The organism is Actinomadura chokoriensis (assembly GCF_039529475.1).
Lineage (GTDB): Bacteria > Actinomycetota > Actinomycetes > Streptosporangiales > Streptosporangiaceae > Spirillospora > Spirillospora bangladeshensis.
In genome coordinates this window covers 393,432-419,412 of sequence record NZ_BAAAMW010000004.1, presented here as the reverse complement: position 1 = coordinate 419,412, position 25,981 = coordinate 393,432, and the positions used below count along the sequence as shown (strand labels likewise).

Genomic DNA, 25,981 nt, shown 5'->3' with positions numbered 1-25,981 from the left:
CCCTCATATGCCGCAGCCCGATCCTGGGTCAGGGAGCGATCAGCGTGGCCGACGGCCCCGAAGGCAGCGAATGGCCGGAGACCCTCGACGTCCAGGCGCTCCTCGGGCGGGGCTGGCGGCCGACGCCGTTCCGGGAGTTCATCCTCAAGGTCCACAGCCGCTGCAACCTGGCGTGCGACTACTGCTACATGTACGAGATGGCCGACCAGAGCTGGCGCCGCCAGCCGCGGAAGATGGCCAGGCCCACCGTCGACTGGACGGCGCGGCGCATCGCCGAGCACGCGCGGGCGAAGCTGCTCGACCGGGTGGACGTCACCCTGCACGGCGGCGAACCGCTCCTCGCCGGGGTGGAGCATCTGCGGTACACCATCGAGACCGTCCGGGAGGCCTGCGCGCCCGACGTCGACGTGCGCTTCAACATCCAGACCAACGGCGTGCTGCTCGATCCGCCGTTCCTGGACCTGTTCGACGAGTACGACGTCCACGTCGGGGTCAGCCTGGACGGTGACGAGGAGGGCCACGACCGGCACCGCAGGACGGCCAACGGGCACGGCAGCTTCCACGCCGTCCGGGACGGGCTGCTGAGGATCGGCGCCGACCGGTACCGGCACTTGTTCAGCGGGCTGCTGAGCACGGTCGACCTGGCCAACGACCCGGAGAAGACCTACGAGGCGATGCTGGAGTTCGCGCCGCCCGGCATCAGCTTCCTGCTCCCCCACGGGAACTGGGACGCTCCCCCGCCCGGCCGGCCGCCCGACGCGTCCACGCCCTACGGCGACTGGCTCGTCGCCGTGTTCGACCGCTGGTACGGGTCACCGGAGAAGCGCACCGTCGTGCGGCTCTTCGAGGACGTCCTGCGGCTGCTGCTCGGACGCGCCTCCACCGGCGAGGCGGTCGGGCTGTCGCCCGTCGCGATCGTGGTCGTGGAGACCAACGGGCAGATCGAGCAGGTCGACACCCTCAAATCGGCCTACGAGGGCGCGCCCGGGACGACGCTGCACGTGTCCCGCGACCCGTTCGAGACCGCGCTGATGCACCCCTCGATCGCCGCCCGGCAGATCAGGGAGCTCGCGCTCGCCGACGAATGCCGGGAGTGCCGGCTCCGGAAGGTCTGCGGGGCCGGCCACTACTCCCACCGGTACCGGAGCGGCACCGGGTTCCGGAATCCGAGCGTCTACTGCCACGACCTCCAGCGGCTGATCACCCACATCCACGGGGTGGTGTCGCGCGACATCGCCGACATCAGGGCGCGGCGGGATCAGATGGGCGGCGCGTCGAAGTCGGCGTCCAAGTGCCGGCCCTCCTGGAACACGACCGCGTCCGGGTGATTCAGGCCGAGCGTCCGCCGGTAGCCGGTCCGGGTGCGCTCGACCAGTTCCTCCGCCTCCTCCGTCCGGCCGACGGCCTCCAGGTCGGCGGCGAGGTTCGCGCCCGCGGTCAGCGTCAGCGGGTGCAGGTCGCCGAACAGGGCGCGGAGCCGCCGCAGCGTGCCCTCGCCGAGCCGGCAGGCCGCCTCGAGGTCGCCGAGCGCCACGAGGTCGGTGGCGAGGTTGATGGCGACCGTCAGCGAGTAGTCGTGGTCCCGGCCGAGTTTGGCGTCCAGGCCGGCCAGGGCGCGCTCGTTCAGCTTGCGCGCCGCCTCCACGTCGCCCTGGATGCGGCGCAGGACGGCGAGGTTGGTCAGGCACGCGAGGGTGTAGGGGTGGTCGGGGCTGAGGACCTCCGCGTACCGGGCGGCCGAGTCGGCGACCAGCCCGGTGGCCTCGTCGAGCCGGTCCGTGGTGCGCCAGAGGTTGGCCAGGCAGACGGCGGCGGCGAGCGTGTCCGGCGAATTGGGGCCGAGCAGCCGGACGCAGCGCTCCTGCACCTGCGTCGCCAGTTCCTCCGCCTGGTCGAATTCACCGTACCTGCGAAGCGCGATCGACAGGTCCTTACCCGTGCGCAGCGTCCAGTTGTGCTCCGCACCGAGGAACTGCTGGCCGATCGCATAGGCGTCGGCCCCGAGGTCGCACGCCTCCGAGTACTCCCCGGACAGCCGGACGGCCCTGGCCAGCCCGCTCAACGCGTTCAGGACACTGGCCCTGACCACTTTGGCGTCGCGGTCCTGCCAGCCGGAATACGACCGGTTGTGCAGTTCGCGGGCCCTTTTGTAGTCGCTTATCAGACCGTAGTCGAGGGCGAGGTTGTTGACGGCGCGGAGGGTCCCGGCATGGTCGGGACCGTACCTTTCCTCATAGCGGCGCAGCGCTTCCTCGTCGCGTTTCAGCGCCTCCCGGAAATCGCCGGCGGCCCGCAGGTCGGCCGCCGATCCCCGCAGCGACCAGAGCGTGACGGAGTCGTCCGGGCCGAGGACTTTCTCCGCCGTCGACAGCACCTCGCCGTTCAACTTGGTGGCGGTGTCGTACTCCCCGAGTTCCCGCAAGGTGTTGGTGAGTTCGAGCTTCACCCGGATGACGTCGGGATGCTCCGATCCCGTATCGGCGCTCCACTTCTCGATGAAGTCCTCCGCGACCTTCCGGGCCGAGTCGTAGTCGCCGGAGCTGAACAGGAAGCGCAGCATCCGGATGGCGAACGCGCGGACGGCCGGGTTACGGCATTCGGAGACCCGCGACGGGGCAAGATGCCCGAGCAGTTTGCCGTAGTCGCCCCAGACCGAGTCGTCGTCCGGGTCGCCGGGGTTGTAGGCCGCCAGCAGCAGATGGACTTCGTGCTGAATCTCGCGCTGCTCTTCCGGCGACAGTTCGTCCTGCACCAGCTTCTGAACGAGGCGGTGGACGTGAATGGTGCGCCCCTGGATGTCCAACCGCGCGAGCGCGTACCGGCCCAGTTCACCGAACGCCCGTCCCAGCCGGATCGTGTCGCCGATGAGCGCCGCGAGTTGCGGTCGGAGACCGTCCGGAGACCGACTGACAACGTCCCGGGGAATGGGCTCGGAACCGAAGAACGCGCAAATGCGCAGCAGGTCGACCGCCTCGGGAAGGCTCTCGTTGAGGTTGGCCACCGAGACGCTCCACGCCGCCGTCATCGGCACCGGGTATTCGACCGGGCGCCCCTGGGAGAGCAGTTGGCTGGTGCGCTCGCGCAACTGCTCCAGGTATTCCGCGACGGTCATCCCGCGTTCGAACAGCAGAGCGCCGGCCTGCTCCAGCGCCAGCGGCAGGTCGCCGAGCTGCTCGGCGAGTTCGCGCGCCTCCTCTTCGCCGATTCCGGCGCGCACCCGCTTGAGGAGGAATTCGACGCTCTCGTCGCGGCGGAACACATCGACCGGGACCGCGTCCACCAGGCTCGCCCAGCGGTGGTTCCGGGACGTGATCAGCACGTGCCCCGGGCCCTGCGGAATGATGTCGAACAGGTCCTCGGGCTGGTCGGCATTGTCGAAGACCAGCAGCCAGCGGTGGTAGGGCTCTCCGCGGCGCAGTGCGTCGAGGACGTCCCGAGCGGCGTCCTCGATCCCGCTCACGGCGGCGGTGGGCAGCCCGAGCTTCGGAGCGAGCGTGGCCAGCGCCGCCTTCACGAGGAACTGCTGGTCGGCGGGAATCCACCAGACGACGTCGTAGGTGTGCCCGTAGCGGTAGATGTACTCCACCGCGGTCTGGGTCTTGCCGACACCGCCGAGGCCGTGCAGCGCGTGCGGCTGCGGGACCACGGCGGTCACCCTGTCGGTGATGCCCTCGCGCAGCGACGCGAGGAGTTCCTCACGGCCGGTGAAGTTCTTGTTGCGCGGCGGAACGTTTCCCCAGATCTGCGAAGGGCGGATCAGCGGACTTCCGACAGCCGTCTCTTCTCCGGACACTCGACCCGCCTCCGACTCAGGCTCGGCACTGCTCACCACCGGTAAGCCTATGTCTGGTCAGCGCATTCATCTATAGTGCCGGGCGATGCCGGGAAAAATTCTCCGCAACCTGCGTCACACGACACATTTGATTCGGTCATTCCCCATACACCATTAGGTCCGGGAACACAAAGAAAAGCCGACCGCCCTGTGGTTATATTGTCGGGGACGGCCTCGGGCCGTGCCACGGAGTCATTGGGGAGAGACCATGCCGCCAATCACCATCGACACCCGGGACTTGACCGCCGACCTGCTCCGCCCGGATGACAACCCCGTTCTCGCGGACGCGGTCATGGAGGTGATCGTCCCGGTCGGGCCCGTGCTCGACGGCGCCGGTTTCGACAACAGGGTCTAGCCGCGAGGGGCCCCGGCTCCGCTCGGCGCCTGTTCCGGCCGCTACCAGACATGAGCACGCGTTTCCCCTTCGTCGGTTTGCGCCCCTTCGACACCGGTGACGAAGCGCTCTTCCACGGGCGGGACGAGGAGGCCGCCGCCTTGGCACGGCTCTGGCGGGACCGCCGGCTGACCGTGCTGCACGGCCCGTCCGGCGTGGGCAAGTCCTCACTGCTGCGCGCCGGCGTGCTGCCCCGGCTCGGCGGGCGGCCGCGCGTGGACGTGCTCCCGATCGGGGGGCCGGCGTTCCGCGCCGACTTCCCGCTGGCCGCGCTGCCGGATCTGAACCCCTTCACGTTCGCGCTGCTGACGTCCTGGTATCCGGACGAGTCGCCGACCCGGGCGTCGGGCTCCTCGGTCTCGGGTCTGGTCCGCCGGAATGTCCGTACCGACCGCTACGGCGACCCGGTGCCCGTCCTCGCCGCCATCGACCACGCCGACCTCCTGTTCCGAGGGGCGGGGCACTGGGACCGGCACCGCGCCCGGTTCGCCGCCGAACTCGCCGGGGCCGCGGCCGCCTGCCACGGCCTGCACCTGCTGATCGCCGTCCGCACCGAGAACCTCGACGGGCTCCTCGGGCTGCTGGCCCGGGCGGGTGTGCCGGACGAGTCCGTGGCCCGGTTCCCGCTGGACGCGTTACGGCCGGCGGCGGCGCGGCAGGCCGTCCGCGGGCCACTCGGCGGCAGCGGCCATCCGCTGGCCGCCTGCGCACCGGAACTCGTCGACGAACTGGCGGCCGGTGAGGCCCGCGTCGATCCGGCCCTCCTGCAGATGGTGTGCCATCGCCTGTGGGGCGAGCTGAGGTCCGGTGGCGAATCCGGGATCGCGCACCTGCCGGAAGCGTTCGACCCGATCCTCCGCGACCACTGCCTGACCGCGCTGTCCAGGACGGCGAACGAGTACGAGCGACTGCCGAGCTGCCTCACCACGTGGTTCCGGGAGACCTTCGGAGGCCGGTCCGGCGGCGTCGCGCAGACGAGGGACATGCCCGGCACGGTGCTGCGCGCCCTTGAAGACGCGCGGCTGCTGTCCGCCGGTGAGCGCGGCGGGTACCGGCTGCGCCACACCCGCCTCCGGCCCGTCGTCCGCGACCTCGATCCGGACCCGGCGTCTCCGGCGCCGCCCGAGCCGCCCCGGCTGGACGCCGCCGAGACGGCGTTCACCTCGGGCGAGCCCGAACTGGCCCGGCGGCGCGCGAAGGCGGTGGCGGCGGCGGGCGGCGACGCGCGGCTGCGCGGCGCGGCCGAATGCCTGCTCGGCACCATCGCCTACCACCAGGGGCGGCCGGGGCGCGCCGTCGAGCACTACGAGAACGCGGCCGGCGCGTTCGGCGCCGCCGGGGACGCGGTCCGCGTCGGCATGCTGCTCGCGGCGATCGGCCGGCTGCGGATGGACGACGACACCGCCGAGGCCGTGAACCGGCTGCGCGCCGCGCTCACCCGGCTGCCCGGCGACCTCTTCGTCCGGACGAGCCTCGCCCAGGCGCTCTGGTACGCCGGGCGGACGCAGGCGGCGATCGCCGTCCTCGACGACGCGCTCAGCCAGGACGGCGGCGTCCCCGAGGCGCTCCGGCTGCGCGGCGAGCTGCTGGCCGACCTGAACCGGGCCGAGCCGGCCCTCCGCGACCTGGACCGCGTCGACCACGGCGACCGCCCCTCCACGCGGGCCGCGTGGGCGCTCGCCCGGCGGACGCGCGACGGGCCCTGCGGCCTGGCCTCGACCGAGGAGCTCGAACTGGCCGCGGACGCCGACGACAGCGGGCCGGTGCTGCTGCGCGTGGCCCGGGTGCTGCGGCTCGGCGGGGCGGCCGACACCGCCGCAGGGCTGGCCAGGCGGGCCGTCAACGCGCGGCGGCCGCCGCTGCCGCAACATTTGCACAAAGAGGCGGAGCGCCTCATGACTCAATAGGCATTGAGTGGGCAGCCTTTGGGGTGAATCGGTCCATCAGCCTGATAGCGTGCGTGGCATTGGCTTCGGGAGGCGGATGACGGGCGCGCCGCTCCTTTGATCACGATCCCATCGCCAAGGGACGCGGATGGCAAGTCTCGTCCGTTTTGTCCCAGCATTGCCCTGCTCCTCAACTTTACATGTGCAATGTTGGTTTTAGCGATCGCTCCATGACCAGGAGGGCGACCCTCGATGAGGATGGTCACTCTGGAAGAGGTCCGCGCCGATGAGAGGGCGTGACTTCACCCTGCTGTGGAGCGCTTCGGCGGCCTCGCAGACGGGGAGCATGTGCCTGGCCGCGGCCAATCCCCTGCTCGCGCTGCTGCTGACGCACTCGCCCGTCGTCGCGGGCTGGGTCGGCGCGGCCGGCACGATCCCGGCCCTGCTGATGCAGCTCCCGGCCGGCTGGTTCGTCGACCGCTGCAACCGCCGGCTGCTGATGTTCATCGGCCAGACGGGGCGGCTCACCGCCTGCTTCCTGCCCGTCTGCGCGATCGTTTTCGATTACCACCCGACGGCCCTGCTGATCCTCGGCGCGTTCTTCGAAGGCGTCTTCCTCGTCCTCTACAACGCCGCCGAGATCACCGCGGTGCAGCGCGTCGTCGACTCCGCGGAACTGCCGTCGGCGCTGGCCACCAACGAGGCCCGCGGCCATCTCGCGCTCATGGCGGGCAAGCCCCTCGGGGGCTTCCTCTTCAGCCTCGACAGAACACTCCCGTATTTCTTCGGCATCGTGGCCTCGGCCGTCTCCATACAGGCGCTGATCTCGATGAAGAAGAAGGACTATCAGCCGCGAGAGGCGGACGGCTCACCCGTCCGGGCGGGCGCGCGGACGCCGCGCGCCCCCTTTCTCGGCAGTCTGAGATTCGTCCTCCTCAGCCCCTTTCTCCGCACGGTGATCGTGGTCTGCGCGGTCGGCAACTTCTTCTTCCAGACCGTCGTGTTGCTGCTGGTGGTGCTGGCCGAGCAGCGGCACATGTCCGGTACCGAGATCGGGCTGCTGCTCGCGTCCTCGGGCGTCGGCGGGCTCATCGGCTCGGTCGTCGCCCCCAAGGTCGGCAAACGGTTCCGGCAGGAGCGGAACATCATCGTGTTCTGCGTCGTGGTCTGGCTGGCCCTGATCGCCATCGTCGCGGGCACCGTGCACCCGGTCGCGGGCCTGCTCGCGTGGGGCGGCCTCAGCGTCACCGGCGGCTTCCTCAACGTGGCGATCATCAACCACCAGACCGGCCGGGTGCCCGAGCACATGCTCGGCCGCGTGATGGCCGTCAACCGCTTCGTCACCGGCGGCGCCGTTCCGCTGGGCGCGCTGAGCGCCGGCTACATCATCGCCGAGTTCCGGCCGGACGGCGCCGCGCTGCTGGTGTTCTGCGTCATCGCGGCCCTGTGCCTCGCCGTGCCCGTCCTGCTGCGTCCGCGGAGGATGCTGCCGGACCGGACGGTCGACCGGCTCAAGTACCGGATCTCCCTGCCGAAGACCCTCCAGGAAGTCCCCGTCATTCCAGCGGTTCCCGCCCTGCCGACGGTTCCCGCCCTGCCGGCGGTCCCGGAGGTTCCGGCCGTCCACGCGCCGCCGGTCGCGCCCGCCATTCCGGCGGCCTCCATGGTCCCGGCCGACTTCGTCATTCCGGCGGCCTTCATCATCCCGGCCGGTTTCGCCATTCCGCCCGCCTACGCGATACCGACCGTGCCGACCGCGCCCGCGCCGGCCATGGCGGCCGTCCGCGCGGTCACCATCGTCCGCGTCACCGCGATCCTTCCGATGGCCTTCGGGGCGCCTACGGTGACCATCATCCGTATCACCGTCGTCTTCCCGATGGGCTTCGGGGTCCCGGCACTGCCCATCGTCGACGTGATCCGCATCCGCGCGACGAGTGCGCTGGAGGTCCGGAGGTCCCTGGCGGTTCCGGAGACCGTCCACGAGCGCCGGCTGAAACCGCTGCCCGCGCATTAGCCGTTTGTGTCACCAGACCTTGACGGGTTCGCGCGCCATGGTGGTAGATGGCATTCGACGGCTCGCGATCTGAAGGCGACGGCGCATGTCCGAATCCGGCGGTGGATGGACGCCCAACGGGTTGTGCTCGCTGTTCGCCTGCGACATCGCCTCGTTCGGGCATCCGGCGCGCAGCGACCTCGACCGGCGGAAGGTGCGCAAGGCGCTCTACGAGGGGCTCCGCGCGAGCTTCGACGCCGACGGGATCGGGTTCCCCGCCTGCTACCGCGAGGACCGCGGCGACGGGGCGCTCGTGGTGGTCCCCCCGTACGTCGACCCGGCGCGGCTGATCACCTCCCTGATCGACCTGCTGCGGGGCGAGGTGCGGCGGCACAACGAGGTCTCCAGCGCCTCCGCCCGCATGCAGCTGCGGGTGGCCGTGCACGCGGGCATCGCCCATTCCGACGGCGAGGGCCTGGTCGGGACGGCGGTGAACCACGTGTTCCGCCTGCTGGAGGCCGACGCGCTCCGGCAGGGGCTGCTGCGGTCCGGCGCGGAGCTGGCGCTGATCGCCTCCGACCGCGTCCACGAGGACGTGATCAGGCACGGCCTGGGCATGGTGCATCCCGGCGAGTACCACCGGATCGACGTCCAGGTGAAGGAGACGGTCACGCACGCGTGGGTGCGGCTGCCCGGCGTTCCCGCGGCGGGACGTCCCGTCCCCGAGCCGCCCCGCGTGACCAGGAACGCCCGGGTGATACCGCCGCCGGCCGAGCCGACGGAGATCGACCCGCCCCCGCCCTCGGTCCAGCCTCCGGTCCCGCCTCCGGCCCTGCCGCCGGCCTCGGTCACGATCGTCGAGCGGCCGCGCGGGCTCGACGCCGCCCTGGACATCGCGCTGACGATCCGGCAGCTCCGCGGGCGCCGTCTGCGGGACCAGATCGTCGCCGAGCTGCCGCTGGCGCTCGCGACGGTCATCGGGCGGCGGCGGGCCGAGGACGACCGGGACGACATGGCCGCCATCGTCGGTGCCTGCCGCGAGCATCCGCAGGGCATCGCGGAGCTGCTGCGCGCGGTGCGGCAGTTCGCGGGCGACTCCGCCGATCTGGAGGAGTTCCGCAGGTCCGTCGAGGCGCTGGGGCGGGCCTAGGGTGGCGCCGCGTCCGCTGGAAGCCGGCGATCCGGAGCGGATCGGCGAGTACCGGGTGATCGCGCGCCTCGGCTCGGGCGGCCAGGGCGTCGTCTACCTCGGCACCGCACCGGACGGCCTGCGCGTCGCGATCAAGCGGCTGCACCCGTGGTTCGGCGGGACGGCCCGCGGCCGGCAGCTGTTCGCCCGGGAGATCAAGTCGGCCGACCGGGTGAAGGGGTACACCGCGCGCGTGCTCGACTCCGGCGAGCAGGCCGGCCGGCCGTACGTCGTCAGCGAGTACATCCCCGGCGAATCGGTCCTGGACCGGGTCCGCCGCGAGGGGCCCTACGGCCCCGCCGAGGCGCTGGCGCTCGCCTCGGGGACGGCGTCGGCGCTGGCCGCGATCCACGAGGCCGGGCTCGTGCACTGCGACTTCAAGCCCGCCAACGTCCTGACCGGGCCGGACGGCGCGCGGGTCGTCGACTTCGGCATCGCCCGCGCGCTGGACACGATCGCCCACCGCGACAACGAGCTGCGCGGCACGCCCGCCTACATGGCGCCGGAGCAGGTCACGGGCGGCGCGATGGGCCCGCACACCGACGTGTTCGCGTGGGGCTCGACGATGGCGTTCGCGGCGACCGGGAAGCCGCCGTTCGGGTTCAGCGAGGAGTACGGCCACGGGGTCATGTACCGGATCGCGCACCAGGAGCCGGACCTCGACGCCGTGCCCGAGCCGCTGCGCGGGATCATCGCGCGGTGCCTGGCGAAGGACCCGGCCGAGCGTCCGAGCGCCGCCGACGTGGTGGCCGTGCTCGGACGGGACGCCGCCCCGGGCGCACCGTCCGCCGGCGCGCAGGTCGGCGACTCGCTGACCGGCCACACCGGCGCCGTCATCTGCATCGGCGGCGGGTCGCTCGGCGGCGAGCCGGTCGCGGTGACCGGCAGCGACGACCGCACCGCGCGGGTCTGGGACCTCACCGCGTGCGAGCAGCGCGGAGCGCCCCTCCGGCACGACGACGCGGTCCTGTCGGTCGCCTGCGGCGTCCTCGACGGCGCGCCGATCGCCGTGACCGGCTGCCAGGACCGCACGCTCGGCGTCTGGGACCTGGCGACCGGGGAACGGATCGGCGAACCGCTGCGGGGCCACACCGGCGCGGTCCTCTCGGTCGCCGTCGCCGTGCTGGACGGCGGTCCCGTCGCGGTCAGCGCCGGCGACGACCGGACCGTCCGGCTGTGGGACCTCGCCGGCCACCGGCAGCTCGGCCCGCCGCTCGTCGGCAACAACAGCGTGATGTCGGTGGCGTGCGGCGACCTGGACGGACGGGCGGTCGCGGTCATCGGCGGCGCCTGGGACCAGTCGCTCCGCGTCCTCGACCTCGCGGACCGGCGGCCGGCCGGGCTGCCGCTGACCGGCCACACCAACTCGGTGATGGCGGTCGCGTGGGGAAGCCTCGCCGGGCGGCCGATCGCCGTCACCGGCGGATACGACCGGACGGTCCGCGTCTGGGACCTCCGCACCCGCCGCGAGGTGGGCCGGCCGCTGGTGCACCGGAGCGCGGTCATGTCGGTGGCCTTCGGGACGCGCGGCGACGAGCCGATCGCGGTGACCGGCGGCGCCGACCGCGCGGTCCGCGTCTGGAGCCTGCTGACCCGGGAGCAGGCCGGCGACCCGCTCCTCACCGAGCGGACGCTCACCGGCCCGGCCGTCCCCGTCGCCTGCGCGGAACTCGGCGGCCGGCCCATCGCCATCACCGGCGGCGAGGATCGGGCGCTCCGGCTCTGGAACCTCGGCACCGGCCCGTCCTCCCCCGCCGCCACCAGGGACGACGAGCAGCCCGCGGGCCGATGAACCGGACCGGGCACCGCGCCGGGTGCACGACGAGGACATGGCCGAGACCGTGCTCGTGCGCCGCATCGTGAACCCGTCCGGAGCCCGGTACACCCGAGCCCGGTACACCTGAGCCCGGTGCGGGTGGGGCTCGACATACCTGGTCGGTCTACGGGCACTACCGGTTGGTGACGTGGACGCCGCGGCCGTGGAGACGGGTGGGCGAAGCCCTCGCGGACCGGCTCGGCGGGCGGCGGCGGGCCCGCATCGTGCTGCTGCTGGCGTGCGTGCTCGCGCTGAACACGGCCGACACGGGGGTCATCGGGGCGATCGTCCAGCAGTTGCGCGATTCCCTGGACATCGGCAACACGCAGGTCGGGGTGCTGACGGCGGCGCCGGCGGCGGTCGGCGCGCTCGCGACGCTGCCGGTGGGGCAGCTGACCGACCGGGTGCCGCGGGTGCCGCTGCTCGCGGGCAGCATCGTGCTGTGGAGCCTCGCGATGATCGTCGGCGGGCTGGCCCAGTCGTACGAGTGGCTGCTGGCGTCGCGGGTGGCGCTGGGCGCGGTGACGGCGACGGCGGGGCCCACGGTCGCGTCGCTGATCGGCGACCTGTTCCCGCCGGAGGAGCGGGCCGGGACGTGGGGCCGCATCCTCGCCGGCGAGCTGGTCGGGGTCGGGTTCGGGCTGATCGCGGGCGGGAACCTCGCGGCGTTCCTGAACTGGCGGTTCGCGTTCTGGCTCGTCGCGGCGCTCGGGCTGGTGCTGGCCTGGCTGCTGTGGCGGATGCTGCCGGAGCCGGAGCGGGGCGCGCAGGCCACGGCGCCGGGCCGGGGCGGGGAGGAGCCCGCCCAGCGGCAGGTCGAGCGGGCGCACGTGGAGCCGGACCCGCGCACCGTCCTGGCGGCCGATCCGGAGCGGATGACGCTGCTCGCGGCGGCCCGGTACGTGCTGCGCATCCGCACCAACGTGATCATCATCATCGCGTCGGCGATCGGGTACTTCTTCTTCGCGGGGCTGCGCACGTTCGCGATGGTGTTCGTGCAGGAGCACTACTCGATCAGCCAGGGCGAGCTGACGGCGTTCATCCCCGTCATCGGGCTGGCGTCGCTCGCGGGGGTGCTCGTCGGCGGGCGGCTGGCCGACCGGCTGGTGCGCCGGGGCGTGGTGACCGCGCGGGTCGCCGTGCCGGGGGTGGCGTTCACCGTGTCCGCGCTGCTGTTCCTGCCGGGCCTGCTCACCGAGCGGGCGCTGATCGCGCTGCCGCTGTTCACGCTCGCCGCGGCCGCGCTCGCCGCCGCGAACCCGCCGCTGGACGCGGTGCGGCTGGACGTCGTCCACTTCCGGCTGTGGGGGCGCGCCGAGGCGATCCGGACGATCGTGCGGATGGCCGGGGAGGCGGTGGCGCCGGTGCTGTTCGGCTGGCTGTCCGGGCTGCTCGCCGGCGGCCGGGAGTCGGCGGTCGGGCTGGACCGGGCGTTCCTGCTGGCGCTCGCCCCGCTGCTGTTCAACGGCCTGCTGCTGGTCAGGGCCCGGCACAGCTACCCGAGGGACGTGGCGTCCGCGCTGGAGTCCGAGCGCCGCTACGCCGACGGCCCGCGCTGAGCCGTTTATGCGGTTCTCATGATCGGAGGGTAGACAGGGCCGCATGAGGGTGATGACACGTCGTGGTTTCCTGCTGTCCGGGCTCGTCGGAGGGGCGGCGCTCCTCAGCGGCGCCGGGTCCGGCCGTCCGCCCCCCGCCGAGGCCGACGCCCCGAGTGGCTACGCGACGATGCCGGACGTGGAGCCGCCCGGCCTCACGGCGCGGCGCCTCGGCCCCACGGAGGGCGGGCTGCTGTTCCTCGCCCCGTTCCGCGGGACGGGCTCGGCCGACGCGCTCATCGTCGACGACACCGGCGAACCGGTCTGGATCCACCGGTCCGCGCAGCTCATCACCGACGTGCGGGTGCAGGTCTTCGAGGGCGAACCCGTCCTCACCTACTGGGAGGGCGAGCGCCGGACGGGCGGGCACGGGGCGGGCACCGGCGTCCTCCTCGGCCGCGACTACCGGCGCGTCGCCGAGGTCCGGACCGGGAACGGCGTCCGGGGCGACTTCCACGAGTTCGTGCTCACCGACCGCGGGACGGCGCTGATCATCGCCTATCCGACGGTCACGGCCGACCTGCGTCCGATCGGCGGGCCGCGCGCGGGGGTGGTCCTCGACAACCGGGTCCAGGAGATCGACGTCCGCACCGGCGAGGTGCTGCTCGACTGGAGCGCCCTCGACCACCTCGACATCACCGAGACCCGCATGCCCCTGGCCAAGGACGCGAACGGCACGAAGGGCAAGGCGTTCGACCCCGTCCACGTCAACTCGGTCCAGGACGACGGGGACACGCTGCTGCTGTCGGCGCGCAACACCTGCGCCCTCTACTCGCTCGACCGGCGGACGGGCGCCGTCCGGTGGCGGCTCGGCGGCCGGCGCGGCGACTTCGCGCTCGGCGACGGCGCCGCGTTCGCCTGGCAGCACGACGCCCGCCGGCAGCCGGACGGGACGATCACGCTGTTCGACAACCACATCGACGAGCCCGGCGACGGCTCCTCCCGGGGGCTCGTCCTCGCGGTCGACGAGGACGCCCGCACCGCGGAACGGGTCCGCGAGTACGCCGACGGCAAGACCTTCGGCCAGTACATGGGCAACATGCAGGTCCTGCCGGACGGGAACGTGCTCGTCGGCTGGGGTTCGACACCGGCGATGACGGAGTTCGCCGCCGACGGCACCCCCAGGCTGGAGATCACCGGGATCGGCGACGGCTCCTACCGCGCGTACCGCGCCGACTGGTCCGCGCGCCCCGCGGCCGCCCCCGACGTCGCGATGACGCCGCTGCCGGACGGCCGCATGCGCGTCCACGCGAGCTGGAACGGCGCGACCGGCGTCGCCCGCTGGCGTTTCGTCACCGGCTCCGAGACCCGCCCGGTGGTGGCGAAGACCGTTCCCCGCAAGGGCTTCGAGACGGCGGTGACGCTCGCGCACTCCCCCAACGTCATCGCCGAGGCCCTGGCCGCCGACGGCACCGTCCTCGGCCGGTCGGAACCGCGGGTCGTGTGATCAGTCCTCTTTCGGTGGGTTGTTGAGGACGCGGTAGCGGTCGAGGATGCGTTCCAGCTCGCGGCGGTCGCGCTTGGTGGGGCGGCCCGCGCCGCGCTCGCGGCGGCCGATCGGGATGAGCGCCTCGCGCGGCGGCGGGGGCGGGCTCTGGTCGATCAGGCACTCCTGCGCGGCGGGCGCGCCGACCCGCTTGCGGACGATCTTCTGCACGACGACGACCCGCTCCCGCCCGTCATGGCGGAGCCGCACCGTGTCGCCCGGCTTCACCGCGGTGGACGGCTTGGCGCGCTCGTCGTTCACGCGGACATGGCCCGCCCGGCACGCCGTCGTCGCCATCGAACGGGTCTTCAGCAGCCGCACGGACCAGATCCACAGATCGACCCGCACGGACCCCTCGTCGCCCATGCGTCCATGATGTCACCCGGACACGGGTGCCCGGTTTGCGCCGATCCAGGCGTCGGCGCGCTCCCACTGCCCGTAGAGCCAGCCGACGCGGGCGTCCCGGCCGGCCGGGACGTCCTCGGCGGGGATCCGCCACCAGCGGGCCTGGACGGGCCCGGTCAGCGGGATGCGCCGCCAGACGTCCCCGACCGTGGCCATGTGGTCGAGGCCGATGTGCGCGACGAACACCACGTCGGCGGACGGCGCGGCGTCGAGCGCGGCGAGGACGCCGCCGGGGCGCGGCGGCATCAGATGGCGCATCGCGGCGGCGCGGGCCGCCTCGTCGGTGCGGCGCAGCCGGGTCAGCCGCCGGATCGCGCGGCGACGCCGCTCCGGGGAGAAGTTGCCGCCCTCGGGGAAGATCAGCAGCGCGTCGCGCGGGCCGAGGCCCGCGGCGAGCCGGCCGATGTCCTCGACGGCGCCGCCGCCGGGCGTGACGAACACGTTCGGCATGCGGTTCGCGGCGATGTCGATGCACGGGTCGAACTGGAGCTGCGCCTTCATGACGACGCGGGGCCGCCGCCGGTAGTCGGTCAGCAGGTGGTGGACGAGCAGGAGCGCGTCCCCGGGCCCGGCGTGCCGGCTGAGGACGATCAGCGGGCGGTCGCCGGGCGGCGCGGCGCCGCCGCCGGAGATCTCGACCCGCAGGCCGAGCCGCCGCTGCGCGGACCCGTACAGCCCGGCGACGTAGCGGCGGATGACGTCGTAGTGCCGGTCGTCGCGGGTGCGGCGGCGGAGCCACAGCAGTCCGCACTCCAGCACCGCGACCGACTCCCGCGTCCCCCAGGCGAGCGCGAACCACAGCAGCCGGAGCGCCCTCTTGCGGTCGCGCCCGATCAGGAACGCCACCGCGTACCCGACCGGGAAGACCACGATGATCAGCAGGGTCAGCACGAACAGCAGCGGCGTGAGGACCAGGCGGCGGACGACGGGGGGAGGCAGCATGTCACGCTCGTTCTTTGAGGTACTCCAAGGATGCCTGGTAGGCGCGTTCGATGTGAGCCCGGATTCCGGACACGTTCCTGTAGCGCATCTGGGCGAGGTCCACGCCGGCCTTCTGCGGCTTGGCGCCCGCCGGCAGGACGTGCACGGCCAGGCCGTCCGGGAGGGTCGCCATCTCCTCGAAGAACCGGTGCCGCCGCGCGATCTCGAACGCGACCATGCCGACCTCCCACGGGCGGCGCGGCGGCGGCAGGTCGCGCTCGATGCGGCCGACGTGCAGGACGTAGACGGTCGTCGCGCCGAGCATCACCGCCCGCCCGACCGGGATGCTGTGGACGAGCCCGCCGTCGACGTAGTGCCGGTCCCCGACCCGGACGGGCGGCAGCAGCCCCGGCACGGCGGACGAGGCCAGCACCGCCGGCACCAGCGGGCCGGAGGTGAACCAGTGCGCCATCGCCGTCTCGATCCCGGCGGCGACGCACTGGAAGGGGACGGCGAGCTCCTCGAACGTCCGGACGGGGAGCAGCTCGTCCAGCATGCGGCGCAGCGGCTCGTTCGAGTGCAGGTGGGTACCGGAACGGGCCAGCGTCCACAGCCGCGCCCAGAGCCGAGCGCCGAACACGTCGCGGGTCGCGTCGTCGGACCACAGGCTGGTGAGGCGTTCGACGGCCGTGCCGGGGTCCGCCGCCACGAACGCGCCGTTCAGCGCGCCGATCGACGTCCCGACGACGAGGTCGGGCCGGACACCGGCCTCCGCGAGCGCCCGCAGCATGCCGACCTCGTGCGCGCCGAGCACGCCGCCGCCGCCGAGCACGAACGCCACCCGCGGCTCGCCGTCCACCCACGTCTCCCTTCACGACGCTGGAAGCCTCACCCGCAGAAACCGGGCTAAACGACCGGACGGCCGCACCGAGTGCGTTGACCTGCGGCGTGTTGTTGTTATGAGGCGCCCTATAACAACAACACGCCGCAGATCAACGGGGGGTCAGTGGTGGTGGGGTCGGGTGCGGAGGCCGTAGCCGTAGGGGAACAGCGGCTTGTAGTCCCGGTCGCCGACGTTGATCGGCTCCTGGGCCTCGCTGCGCGGCCACGTCACCGGCAGGCGGCCGGTGAAGGGACGCTTGCCGAACAGGACGTCCGCGACGCCCGCGCCCTCGCTGCCCGGCAGCCAGGACATGACGAACGCGTCCATCTTCGACAGCTGGTCGGTGACGATCTGCGGCCGTCCCGCGACGTCCAGGACGACGCAGGTCCGGATCGCGCCGCACACCTTGTCGATCGCGGCCTTGTCGGCGTCCGACAGGGTCAGCGTGTGCCCGTTGCCGACGTCGCCGACGCCCTCGGCGTACGGGGTCTCGCCGACCACGACGACGCCGACGTCACTGCCCGCCATGGGCGCCGACGCGTCCGCGCTGTAGGTGACGTGGGACGAGTTCTGCTTGATGCCGTCCAGGATCGTCGTCCCGGGGATGATGTCCCCCGACGAGCCCTGCCAGGTGACCGTCCAGCCGCCCGCCTGGTTGCCGATGTCGTCGGCGTTAACGCCCGCGACGTAGATCCGCGCGTTCTTGCGCAGCGGCAGCGCGCGGCCCGCGTTCTTCAGCAGGACCTGCGACTCCGCGACGGCCTGCCGCGCGACCGCGCGGTGCTCCGGCGACCCGATCGTCGTGGCGAGGCTGCGGTCGGTGTAGGGGTGCTCGAACAGGCCGAGCTCGAACTTCGCCGTCAGGATGCGGCGCACGGCGTCGTCGATGCGGGACATCTTCACGCGCCCCGCCTTCACCTCGGCGATCAGCGTCTGGATGAACTGCGGAGCGCTGTAGGGCTCCATGAACATGTCCATGCCGGCGTTGACGGACGTCCGCACCTGCGTGGCGTAGTCGCCGGGGATCTGCTGGATGGCCGCCCAGTCGCTGATGAGGAACCCGTCGAAGCCGATCTTCTTCTTGAGGACGTCGGTCAGCAGCTCCTTGTGCGCGCTCATCTTGACCGGGTTGCCGACGCCGTCCTCCGTCCAGTCGACGCTGGAGAACGACGGCATGATGCTGCCGACGCCGTACTTGCGCACGGCGGTGACGTACGGCGCGAGGTCGATCTTCGCGAACGTCCTGCGGTCGGTGACGGTGACGCCCTGGTCGATCGTGTACGTCCCGCTCGTGGACGAGCCGAACTTCGTGTCGCCGTCCCCGGCGAAGTGCTTCGCCGTCGCGAGGACGTGCCGGTTCGTCGCCATGTCCCGCTTGTGCCTGCCCTGGAAGCCCTCGATGCCGACGGCCATCTCGCTCACGAGCCGCGGGTCCTCGCCGAAGGACTCGTACGTCCGGCCCCAGCGCAGGTCGCGGCTGACGCAGACGCACGGCGCGAACACCCACTGCGGCCCGGTCGCCTTGGTCTCGATCGCCGTGATCTGCTCTTCCCGCCTGACGAGCGCGGGGTCGCGGGTCGCGCCCATCCCGATGTTGTGCGGGAAGATCGTCGCGCCGACGAGGTTGTTGTGGCCGTGCACCGAGTCGATCCCGTACAGCAGCGGGATCTTCAGCCGGGTGGCGAGCGCCTTGGACTGGTAGGCGTCCACCATGTCGGCCCAGCCGGCCGGGGTGTTGTCGGCGGGCACCGACCCGCCGCCGGACAGCACCGAGCCGAGGGCCAGCGTCGTGATCTGGTCGCGGTCGCCGTCGACGGCGCCGCGCTCGGCCTGCGCCATCTGGCCGACCTTCTCCTCCAGCGTCATCCGGCCGAGCAGGTCGTTCACCCGCTGGGCGACGGGGAGCCGCGCGTTCAGGTAGGCCGGCGGCCCCGCGGCCACCGCGGGCGGTACCGCGATGGCGGACGGGAGCGCGGCGATGGTCGCGAGCGCGACCAGTGATCGCCCGATCCGGGTGGCGATGACGCGTCTGTGGGGGTGTCGCAAGTCGTCCCTCCTGAGTCGCTGCGAGGACGCCGCACGGCCCGGCGGACCGCGCACGGCCGGGCGCGGAGGTCGCGGCACGCCCGGACGGCCACGACCCCCGCGCTCGGCGACGTCGTCACTCAGGAACCTCCCCCGGCTTCCGGGCGGCTGTCAACGGACCCGCCCGGCGCTCGCCGGACCCTGGTGAAAACTGGGGAAGAGGGGTTGACGGAGACTAAATTCACACGTTGAATCATGCACCGAACAAAGCCGGTCGGACGGGCGGGGACCGCGAGCGCCCCCGCCCCGGCGGCGCTGCTCCGCCTGCGCCGGCGCTCCCGCACCACCGGTCGCGCTGACCACCTCCGGCCACGCGAGCGCCCGGGCGGCCGGCGGGTGAACGGCCTGCCCGGGCGCTCGCCATCCGGTGTGGCGCTCACTCAGGACCGCGCGTCGCTCACGTGGACGGGCGACCGCGCTTCCCGCGGTCCTCCCCGCGCACGCCCCCGCGCACGTCCTCGTCGCGGGTCACCTCGATGCGCTCCTTGCGGAGTTCGCCGCGCACCGTCTGCTCGTCCTGCACCTCCTCGGTGCGCACGTGGATGCGCTCGACCGGGATGGTCTCCTTGGCGATGACCGGCCGCTCCTCGTAGAGGATGATCTCGTGGTCGTCCTCGGCGAGGCTGATCTGCGGGTCCGGCTCGCCGCCCACGATCGGCTCGCGGTCGATCCGGACCTCCTCGTGCGAGACCGGGATCGTGCGCTCGACCATCTCCGTCTCGACGTACTTGTGCACCCGGACGCGGCCGGCCTCGTGCCGCTCGGTGCCGATGCGCATCTGCTCCTCCGACCGGGTGATCTCGGTCATCGGGGCCTCCGCGCCCTCGCGCGCCGACTGCGGCGGCATGGCCGGCTGCTCGCGGCCCGCCCGGTCCGGGCGGACGGCCATCCCGGCGGCGCCCGCCGTGCCGGCCGCGCCCGCCGCGCCCGCGGCCCTGCCGGTCTCGGTGCTCCCGCTCGTACCGGTCGTCCCGGCGGCCTTGCCCTCGCCGGTCAGTCCGCGCTCGCCGGCCGTCCGGTCCGCGTCCCGCGTCGTCTCCGCGTCACCGCCCTGGCGGCGACCGCCCGGGGGGCGTACGCCGTAGTGCCGGTACAGGTCCACGATCTGGGCGTGCGACAGGTGCTCGTCGGCGTCGACGTTCGGGGCGCCCTTGATGGTCTCCTTGTCGTACGGGACCTGCAGCATGTCCTTGTTCTTGCGCGAGCCCGAGAGCGGGACGAAGCTCTCCCGCATCCCGAACCATCCGGTGTGCACGGTCACCCACTCCGGCGAACCGGAGTCGTCGTTGAGGTAGACCTGCTTGATCGTGCCGACCTTGGTGCCGTTGGCGTCGGTCACGCTCATGCCCATGAGTTCCCGCACCTGTGTCTGCGTCTGCACGTTGAACACCTCTGCTTCCGTGAACGCTGCCGGCGGCGAGACGGGGGGCCGGGGGAGGTGGGTCCTGCACCCGCCTCTCGGCAACGGTGTTCTGTTTGATCCCGAGTTGCCGGATTACTTGCTGCTTTTCCGCATGGGGGGACAATAAACGTGTTTGCCGTATTATGAGGGATGATTTACCTGATTCTTACGCCGCTCTCCGCGTGGCGCGTCACCGATTTCCCGACAAAGACACATCGGGACGGTCATCGAGGAAAGACACGTGCGCCGAGATGGTGATCATTTTAGAAAGCGGCCGTTTCCCTTTTCCGGCCCCGCGAAAGACTGCCAGGGGACGTTCCCGCACATCGGAGAAAATGCTATGCGCGACTATCCACGGGCGGTCCGGCGAGCGGGGGCCGCGACGGCCGCCGCGGCGCTCGCGGGCACCGCGTTCACCGGCACCGCATTCATCGGCACGGCGTTCACCGGCACCGCGTTCGCGCGTCCCGCCTCCGCCGGGCCCGCGTGGTGCAAGCCGGGCGGCCCGCTGTCCGCCCGCGCCATGCCGCGGCGGGTGAAGATCGCCGACTGCGATCTGCGCGGCCGGACGGTGCGCGGCCCGAACGGGCTCGCGGCGGTCGTCCCGTCCGACGGGACCTCGCTGGTCGCGCACGAGCTGCGTACCGACGGCGCCGCCGAGCTGCGCATCCGGGTGGACGAGCGGGACGGCGAGATCACCATCGACGCGCGCGGCGGGCGGGTGCCGCAGGGCCGCCCGCGCGGCTTCCGGGCGCCGGCCGCCGCCTGCGCGGACGGCACGCACCGCGCCGAGCCGAGCAGGTGGCCGAAGGGCACCACCGTCCAGTGGCGCTACTCCGCGGGAACGGCCGGACCGTCTCGGGACCCCATCGCCAAGGGCATCGCCAACATGGCCGACGCCCGCACGGACTGCGAGGCCGGCGGCGGCTTCACTCCGAGGCCGGACGTGGCCGAGCACTACACCGGGCAGGCGTCGCAGCCTCCGAACGTCACCGGCGCAGCCGACTGCGGGAAGCGGGACGGTGCCAACACGTTCGGCTGGCAGGCCATGCCGGACGCCGACAAGGACGTCCTCGCCGCGACCTGCACCTGGTTCAAGGGCACGACGACCGTCGAGAGCGACATGGCGCTGCAGACGCAGGGCAAGCGATGGTGGACGGACGGATCGTGCCCGGCCGGGAGCTACTCCGCCGAAGCGGTCGCGACGCACGAGTCCGGCCACGTCCTCGGGCTGGCCCACGTCGAGGGCACCGAGCACGAGAACCTGACGATGGCGCCGTCCATCGCGTCCTGCGACGGCGGCCCCGCCACCCTCGGCAAGGGCGACTACGACGGCCTGATCGCCCTCTACGGCGGCCGCTGAACGGCGCGGAGCCGCACCGCGCCGTCCAGCGCCCGGCCTTCGATCGGGGTCCGGATCAGCGCTTCCGCTGGAGCTCGCCGACGACGACGAGGCGGTAGCGGTCCGAGCCCTTCGGGGTGCAGGTGATGAGCGTGACGTACTGGCCGTGGGGCGCGCTGCGCCGCTTGAACGGCACCGGCTCCAGGACCCGCCGGTCACGCGGTTCGATGACGCGCTTGGTCCGCACCCGGTACACGTAGGTCGTCCGGCCCCAGCGCAGGACGATCGTGTCGCCGCGCCGCATCCGGTCGAGCCTGTTGAACGGGCGCAGCCAGGTCGTCCGGTGGCCGAGCAGCACGGTGTTGCCGTCCCGTCCGGGGACGCCGGTCCCCGGGTAGTGGCCGACGGCCCGCCGCAGGACCGCCTGGCCGACGCCCTGCCGGACGTCCGCCTTCAGGCGCATCCGCTTGATCCGGATCTGCCCGAGCCGCGCGCCCTTGTCGGGACTGGCGGCGACGGCCGCCGGCAGCGCCGGGGCCGCCTGCGCCCGCGGGACGCCCACGACGGGCGCGCAGCAGAACGCCGCGACGGCCGCCGCCCCCGCCGCCTTCAGGTTGAGCATGGTGAGCCTCCATCGATCTGGAGTGCCGCGTGCATGGGGAAGGGGCGGCACGTCTGCCGCCCCCTCTCCTCGTCCGCCGGCCGGTGGATCGTCATCCGGGCCGGCGCGTGGTCAGTTCAGGACCGGCGAGCCGACCCGAACGGGCGCCCCGGCGCCGCCCTGCGGACCCACCTGCCCGGGGCGGACGTTCACCCCGGGCACGTTGACGACGCCGCCGAGCGTGTTCAGCAGCTGCTGGACACCGGGCAGGCCCTCCGCGGTGCGGTAGTTCGCGCCGGTGTCCGCCATGCGGCGGCCCTCGGCCCGCAGGGTCGAGGGCAGCTTCTTGTGCTTGGCCGCCGGGCGGTGCTTGGACGGCTTGTAGGGCTTCTTGTGCTTCTTCACCGGCGGCGTCCGCAGGGTGGGCGGCAGGTCGTGGTCGCCGTCCCCGACGCTCGCGCCGCCCTTGCACTGCGCCTGCGCGAGGCCGAGCGCGGCGACGGCGTTGCCGCACACGTTGATCGGGGCGTTGATCGGGATGTAGAACTGGTTGCCGTTCAGCGCCCCGAAGTTGCCCGAGGACTTCATGTCGACGTCGCGGTCGCCGGTCCGCTTCACCGACGCGCCGCCCTCGCACTGCGCCCGCGCGAGCCCGAGCACCGCGACGGCGTTGCCGCACACGTTGATCGGGACGCTGATCGGCGCGTAGACCTGGTTGCCGTTGGCGATCCCGAAGTTGCCGGACGTCTGCATGTGCACGGACTTGCCGTGCTCCCAGCCGCCACCGCCGCCCCAGAGCCCGGAGGCCCGGTAGCCCCGGTCGGCCGTGTGGCCGCCCGAGCGGTGCGACGACACCGAGGCGCCGCCCTTGCACTGCGCCTGCGCGAGCCCGGCGATCGCGACCGCGTTGCCGCAGACGTCCAGCGGCAGGCTGATCGGCGCGTACACCTGGTTGCCGTTGGCGATCCCGAAGTTGCCGGACGACGTCATGTCGACGCCGCCGCCGTGGCCGCCGCCGTAGAACGCGGCGGCGTTGGCCGCGACTCCGGAGCCGAAGGCGGCTCCGATGGTGAGGGCGCCCGCGGCCACCAGGGCGGCGCGGGAGGTGCTCTTTGCCCACTTTCGCATGATGTGTTGCTCCTGTCCTTGCATCGGTGGTGATCGCTGCGCGGCACCGTCCGGGTGGGCGCAGCACTGGCAGCGGCCGGGGCCCGGCCGTTGCGCGTGGAGAAGGGTTCGGTGGGGCGGGCGGCGTGCTGCGCGCACGCGGCCGCCATGAGTCGGCCGGTCACGGCCGGAAGGGGATCGTCCTAGTCGGGGACGACGGACGGGCTGCCCGGGGCGGCCACGTCGGTCAGCGCCGTGCGCCGGAAGGTGCCGGCGTCCACGGCGGCCGGTGCCGCCGGATGCCGCCGGTTCGGCAGGTCGGCGACGGGCATGAGCGGGTGCCCGCCCGTCGATCCGCCGCCCTGCGGGGCGTCCTGGCCGGGCTGGACGGGCGCCTGCGCGGGTGCGCGGTGGTCACCGCGGCAGCGCGAGCAGTCGCCTGCCGCCGGGGCCGCGCTCGTCTTGGCGGCGGCCTTCGGACTCACGGCAGTGGAGGCGGCGTCCTTGGACGCCTCGTGGGAAGCACCGGCGGTGTCCTGCCGCTCCGGCCGCGCGTCGGCCGGCCGCTGGACGAGCCGGGTGTCGGTCACCTTCGTGACGAGCCTGCCGAGGACGGGCCGCTCAGGCCGGACGTCCGGGAGCCGGACCCGCGGCACGCCGGCGGCGTCGGCCGCCTTCCGCACATGGCGGACGGCCCGGTCCTTGTCGTCGAACAGGTCGTGCCGGCGCGACCGGACGTAGCGCATGGGGTCGTTCCCCATGTCGCGCACATCGTCGCTCATCATGTGCCAGCCCGGCTTCGACGTGAAATGCCGGAGCGTGGCCGACCCCTCGCCGGCCGCCTGCACCGCCTGCACCGTGCGCACCGCGTGCGGCCGCTCGGCCGCGAACGCGGCGTCGTGCAGCGCGGAGAGCGCGATCCATCCGGCGACCGCGAACCCGACAATGGCGGCGAGGCGTAGGAGAACGGGCACCAGGGCATGCCGCGACCGATCCTGCGGGCGAATCGCCCCGCGCCGGATCGATGCGGATTCCACGGCCGGTCCTCCCTGTCGCCTATTCGAGGTCCGGTCGAACGTAACACCTGGCGCGGCCGGCGCAAGGAGCCATTGTTCCGTTCACCGGCGTGTCCCGGGATCATTTACCGGCCCGTGAATTCGCCTTTTACCGCACCCGGTTTTCCGTTCCGCCGACGCCCGCTTTGCCGTGCTCATCCGTTCTGCGGCGCCGCCGCCCGAGACCTGGGAGAAGCATGGCGAACGGTATCGGATGCGCTACAGTCGGTGAGCGAGTGGTCACCGACCGCCTCACGGAGGAGCTCCCTTGCCCAACGCCTCGTCCGCGATCACCCGGTTCCGCCCGCTGCGCCGGCCCCGCGCCCCCCGCCGCGAAGTCCACCGCTTCCTCACCCGCGCCGACCTCGTCCGCATCGCGATCGCCAACGTCCCCGCTGATCAGCGCCCGAAGCCGGGCCGCGGCCCGATGTCGGTCTGGACGCTGTACTGGCGCGTGCGGTGGTCCATCGCCGCCGCCCAGACCGAGCGCGCCCGCCGCCGCGCCCGCCCCGTCAGGTACTAGCACGCACGGGCGGCAACGGCCCCGTCCCCGCCCACCCAGAGGAAGAACCTCACCCCACACCCCCGCCCCCGGGAGGACGAAATCCCTCCCGAAGCCCGCCCCAGCCCCTCCACCGGATGCGTTGACCTGCGGCGTGTTGTTGTTATGAGCGCGTCGAAAACAACAACACGCCGCAGATCAACGAGATGGCGGCTTCTTATCGGCGGGACGCGTCCGGCTCCGGGGTGTGGGCCGGGCGGGGCGCGGGCGGGCGCATGCGCGGCGTCCGGCGGATGATGTGCCGGGAGATCCGGGTCGCGGCGAAGTCGGCGCCGTGCACGAAGCGCATGACGGGGCCGAACGTGGCGGCCGCGGCCAGGCCCGCGAAGTACAGGCCGGGCGTGGACGCCTCGAAGTCGCGGCTGAGGACCGGCGCGCCGAGCCGGGTGGCGATGCGGCCGCGCAGGTCGGGGGCGAGCAGGCCGAGCCGGGCCACGTCCGGGACGTAGCCGGTCGCGGCGATGACGTGCTCGACCTCGGTGACGAGCCGGCGGCCGGAGCGGTCGACGGTGGTGAGCGCGAGGCCGTCCTCCTGCTCCACGGCCTTCGCGGGCCGGTGGCCGGTCGTGACGCGGACGCGGTCGTCCAGCCGGTCGCGCAGCCACCAGGAGCCGGCGGGCGGCAGCGTCTCGCGGACGATCCGGCGGCGGGTCGCCTCCGGCAGGTACCGGACGATGCCGGGCCGCTCCGCCCACAGCCAGGTGCGGTAGCCGGTGCCGAGGCCCGAGCGGGGCCCGCCGAGCAGCCGGTCGCGCAGGGCGCGGCGCTCCTGCGGCACCGTGTTCCAGTCGAGCTCCGGCCGCCGCGCGATGACGTGCGGGTGCGCGCCGGCGTCGGCGAGCAGCACCGCGGTCTCCAGCGCGGACTGCCCGGCGCCGAGCACGGCGACCTCCTTGCCCGCGAACAGGCCGAGGTCGCGGTGCGCGCTGGCGTGCGAGACGAGCCAGGACGGCATGCCCGCCAGCTCCTCCGGGATGTGCGCGAACGGGCCGACGCCGACCGCGACCACCACGGCCCGCGCCGCGATCGTCTCGCCGGTGGACAGCGTGACGGCGTAGCCGCCCGGCCGGCCCCGCTCGACGTTCACGACCTGCGCGTCCCGGTCGCCGGGCCGCTGCGGGACGGCCTCGGCGGCGAACCAGCGGCCGTACTCGACGAAGGTCTCCAGCGGGATCGGCTGCCCGATCCGCCAGCCGGGGTGCAGGTCGGTGAACCGCATGCCCATCTGCGGCGACCCCAGGTTGGACGCGAACGGCTCGGATTTCAGGAACATGCCCTCGGGCATGTTCGCCTCCCAGAACCGCATCGGCTCCCCGATGATCCGGATGTCGAGCCCGAGGTTCTGCAGGTGGGCGGCCGTCGACAGGCCGTAGGGCCCGGCGCCGGCGATGACGACGTCGCTGGCCGAGTCGCTCATGTCTCAT

Annotated in this window: 20 protein-coding genes; 10 read left to right on the top strand and 10 right to left on the bottom strand. The window is 72.9% G+C overall.

From position 1 onward, the window contains the following. The first annotated feature begins 44 nt into the window (after positions 1 to 44). Entirely contained in the window at positions 45 to 1,328 is a 1,284-nt protein-coding gene (locus ABFX46_RS12620; RefSeq protein WP_346042031.1) for an FxsB family cyclophane-forming radical SAM/SPASM peptide maturase, read from the top strand. Here ABFX46_RS12620 and fxsT read toward each other — a convergent pair. After that, positions 1,259 to 3,793 (bottom strand): FxSxx-COOH system tetratricopeptide repeat protein, encoded by a 2,535-nt coding sequence (fxsT, locus tag ABFX46_RS12615; RefSeq protein WP_346042029.1) that lies wholly within the window; start codon positions 3,791 to 3,793, stop codon positions 1,259 to 1,261. The two genes, ABFX46_RS12620 and fxsT, sit on opposite strands and share 70 nt — an antisense overlap. Before the next feature lie 247 nt (positions 3,794 to 4,040). Here fxsT and ABFX46_RS12610 point away from each other — a divergent pair, with 247 nt between their 5' ends. From ABFX46_RS12610 to ABFX46_RS12580, 7 genes are all read left to right on the top strand, one after another. Further along, the gene (locus ABFX46_RS12610; RefSeq protein WP_346042028.1) at positions 4,041 to 4,187 is read left to right on the top strand and encodes a hypothetical protein; all 147 of its coding nucleotides are present in this window, start codon (positions 4,041 to 4,043) and stop codon (positions 4,185 to 4,187) included. A gap of 50 nt (positions 4,188 to 4,237) precedes the next feature. Further along, on the top strand, positions 4,238 to 6,133 hold the full coding sequence (locus ABFX46_RS12605; protein WP_346042027.1) for a tetratricopeptide repeat protein: 1,896 nt from the start codon (positions 4,238 to 4,240) through the stop codon (positions 6,131 to 6,133). Between the two features lie 265 nt (positions 6,134 to 6,398). Further along, entirely contained in the window at positions 6,399 to 8,126 is a 1,728-nt protein-coding gene (locus ABFX46_RS12600) for an MFS transporter (RefSeq protein ID WP_346042026.1), read from the top strand. An 85-nt stretch (positions 8,127 to 8,211) separates the two neighbouring features. Further along, positions 8,212 to 9,255, top strand: coding sequence for an effector-associated domain 2-containing protein (locus ABFX46_RS12595; protein WP_346042024.1), 1,044 nt, complete (start codon positions 8,212 to 8,214; stop codon positions 9,253 to 9,255). Position 9,256: 1 nt separating this feature from the next. After that, positions 9,257 to 11,086 (top strand): WD40 repeat domain-containing serine/threonine protein kinase, encoded by a 1,830-nt coding sequence (locus ABFX46_RS12590; protein ID WP_346042023.1) that lies wholly within the window; start codon positions 9,257 to 9,259, stop codon positions 11,084 to 11,086. Positions 11,087 to 11,283: 197 nt separating this feature from the next. Then, positions 11,284 to 12,669 (top strand): MFS transporter, encoded by a 1,386-nt coding sequence (locus ABFX46_RS12585; RefSeq protein ID WP_346042022.1) that lies wholly within the window; start codon positions 11,284 to 11,286, stop codon positions 12,667 to 12,669. Positions 12,670 to 12,721: 52 nt separating this feature from the next. Then, positions 12,722 to 14,155 (top strand): arylsulfotransferase family protein, encoded by a 1,434-nt coding sequence (locus ABFX46_RS12580; protein WP_346042020.1) that lies wholly within the window; start codon positions 12,722 to 12,724, stop codon positions 14,153 to 14,155. Here ABFX46_RS12580 and ABFX46_RS12575 read toward each other — a convergent pair whose 3' ends face one another. The 5 genes from ABFX46_RS12575 to ABFX46_RS12555 form a co-directional block, all read right to left on the bottom strand. Further along, entirely contained in the window at positions 14,156 to 14,560 is a 405-nt protein-coding gene (locus tag ABFX46_RS12575) for an RNA-binding S4 domain-containing protein (protein ID WP_346042019.1), read from the bottom strand. It abuts the gene before it with no gap. Between the two features lie 12 nt (positions 14,561 to 14,572). Beyond that, on the bottom strand, positions 14,573 to 15,541 hold the full coding sequence (locus tag ABFX46_RS12570) for a 1-acyl-sn-glycerol-3-phosphate acyltransferase (RefSeq protein ID WP_346042017.1): 969 nt from the start codon (positions 15,539 to 15,541) through the stop codon (positions 14,573 to 14,575). A 1-nt stretch (position 15,542) separates the two neighbouring features. After that, positions 15,543 to 16,379: a patatin-like phospholipase family protein gene (locus ABFX46_RS12565; RefSeq protein WP_346042016.1), complete on the bottom strand. Its 837-nt coding sequence runs from the start codon at positions 16,377 to 16,379 to the stop codon at positions 15,543 to 15,545. A 144-nt stretch (positions 16,380 to 16,523) separates the two neighbouring features. Then, positions 16,524 to 18,449 (bottom strand): glycoside hydrolase family 3 protein, encoded by a 1,926-nt coding sequence (locus ABFX46_RS12560; protein ID WP_346042015.1) that lies wholly within the window; start codon positions 18,447 to 18,449, stop codon positions 16,524 to 16,526. A gap of 436 nt (positions 18,450 to 18,885) precedes the next feature. Next, on the bottom strand, positions 18,886 to 19,869 hold the full coding sequence (locus tag ABFX46_RS12555) for a DUF2382 domain-containing protein (RefSeq protein WP_346042014.1): 984 nt from the start codon (positions 19,867 to 19,869) through the stop codon (positions 18,886 to 18,888). A 361-nt stretch (positions 19,870 to 20,230) separates the two neighbouring features. Between ABFX46_RS12555 and ABFX46_RS12550 the strand changes: the two genes are divergently transcribed. Beyond that, positions 20,231 to 21,253, top strand: coding sequence for a matrixin family metalloprotease (locus ABFX46_RS12550; RefSeq protein WP_346042012.1), 1,023 nt, complete (start codon positions 20,231 to 20,233; stop codon positions 21,251 to 21,253). A gap of 55 nt (positions 21,254 to 21,308) precedes the next feature. On the opposite strand, the gene ABFX46_RS12545 is transcribed toward ABFX46_RS12550, so the two are convergent. From ABFX46_RS12545 to ABFX46_RS12535, 3 genes are all read right to left on the bottom strand, one after another. After that, complete coding sequence (locus tag ABFX46_RS12545) at positions 21,309 to 21,854, bottom strand: class E sortase (RefSeq protein ID WP_346042011.1); 546 nt, start codon at positions 21,852 to 21,854, stop codon at positions 21,309 to 21,311. 111 nt (positions 21,855 to 21,965) lie between these two features. Next, positions 21,966 to 22,961 (bottom strand): chaplin family protein, encoded by a 996-nt coding sequence (locus ABFX46_RS12540; RefSeq protein ID WP_346042010.1) that lies wholly within the window; start codon positions 22,959 to 22,961, stop codon positions 21,966 to 21,968. 182 nt (positions 22,962 to 23,143) lie between these two features. Further along, entirely contained in the window at positions 23,144 to 23,914 is a 771-nt protein-coding gene (locus tag ABFX46_RS12535) for a hypothetical protein (protein ID WP_346042009.1), read from the bottom strand. 349 nt (positions 23,915 to 24,263) lie between these two features. Here ABFX46_RS12535 and ABFX46_RS12530 point away from each other — a divergent pair, with 349 nt between their 5' ends. Beyond that, complete coding sequence (locus ABFX46_RS12530) at positions 24,264 to 24,518, top strand: hypothetical protein (protein ID WP_346042007.1); 255 nt, start codon at positions 24,264 to 24,266, stop codon at positions 24,516 to 24,518. Between the two features lie 196 nt (positions 24,519 to 24,714). On the opposite strand, the gene ABFX46_RS12525 is transcribed toward ABFX46_RS12530, so the two are convergent. Then, the gene (locus tag ABFX46_RS12525) at positions 24,715 to 25,974 is read right to left on the bottom strand and encodes an FAD-dependent oxidoreductase (protein ID WP_346042006.1); all 1,260 of its coding nucleotides are present in this window, start codon (positions 25,972 to 25,974) and stop codon (positions 24,715 to 24,717) included. Positions 25,975 to 25,981: the final 7 nt, after the last annotated feature.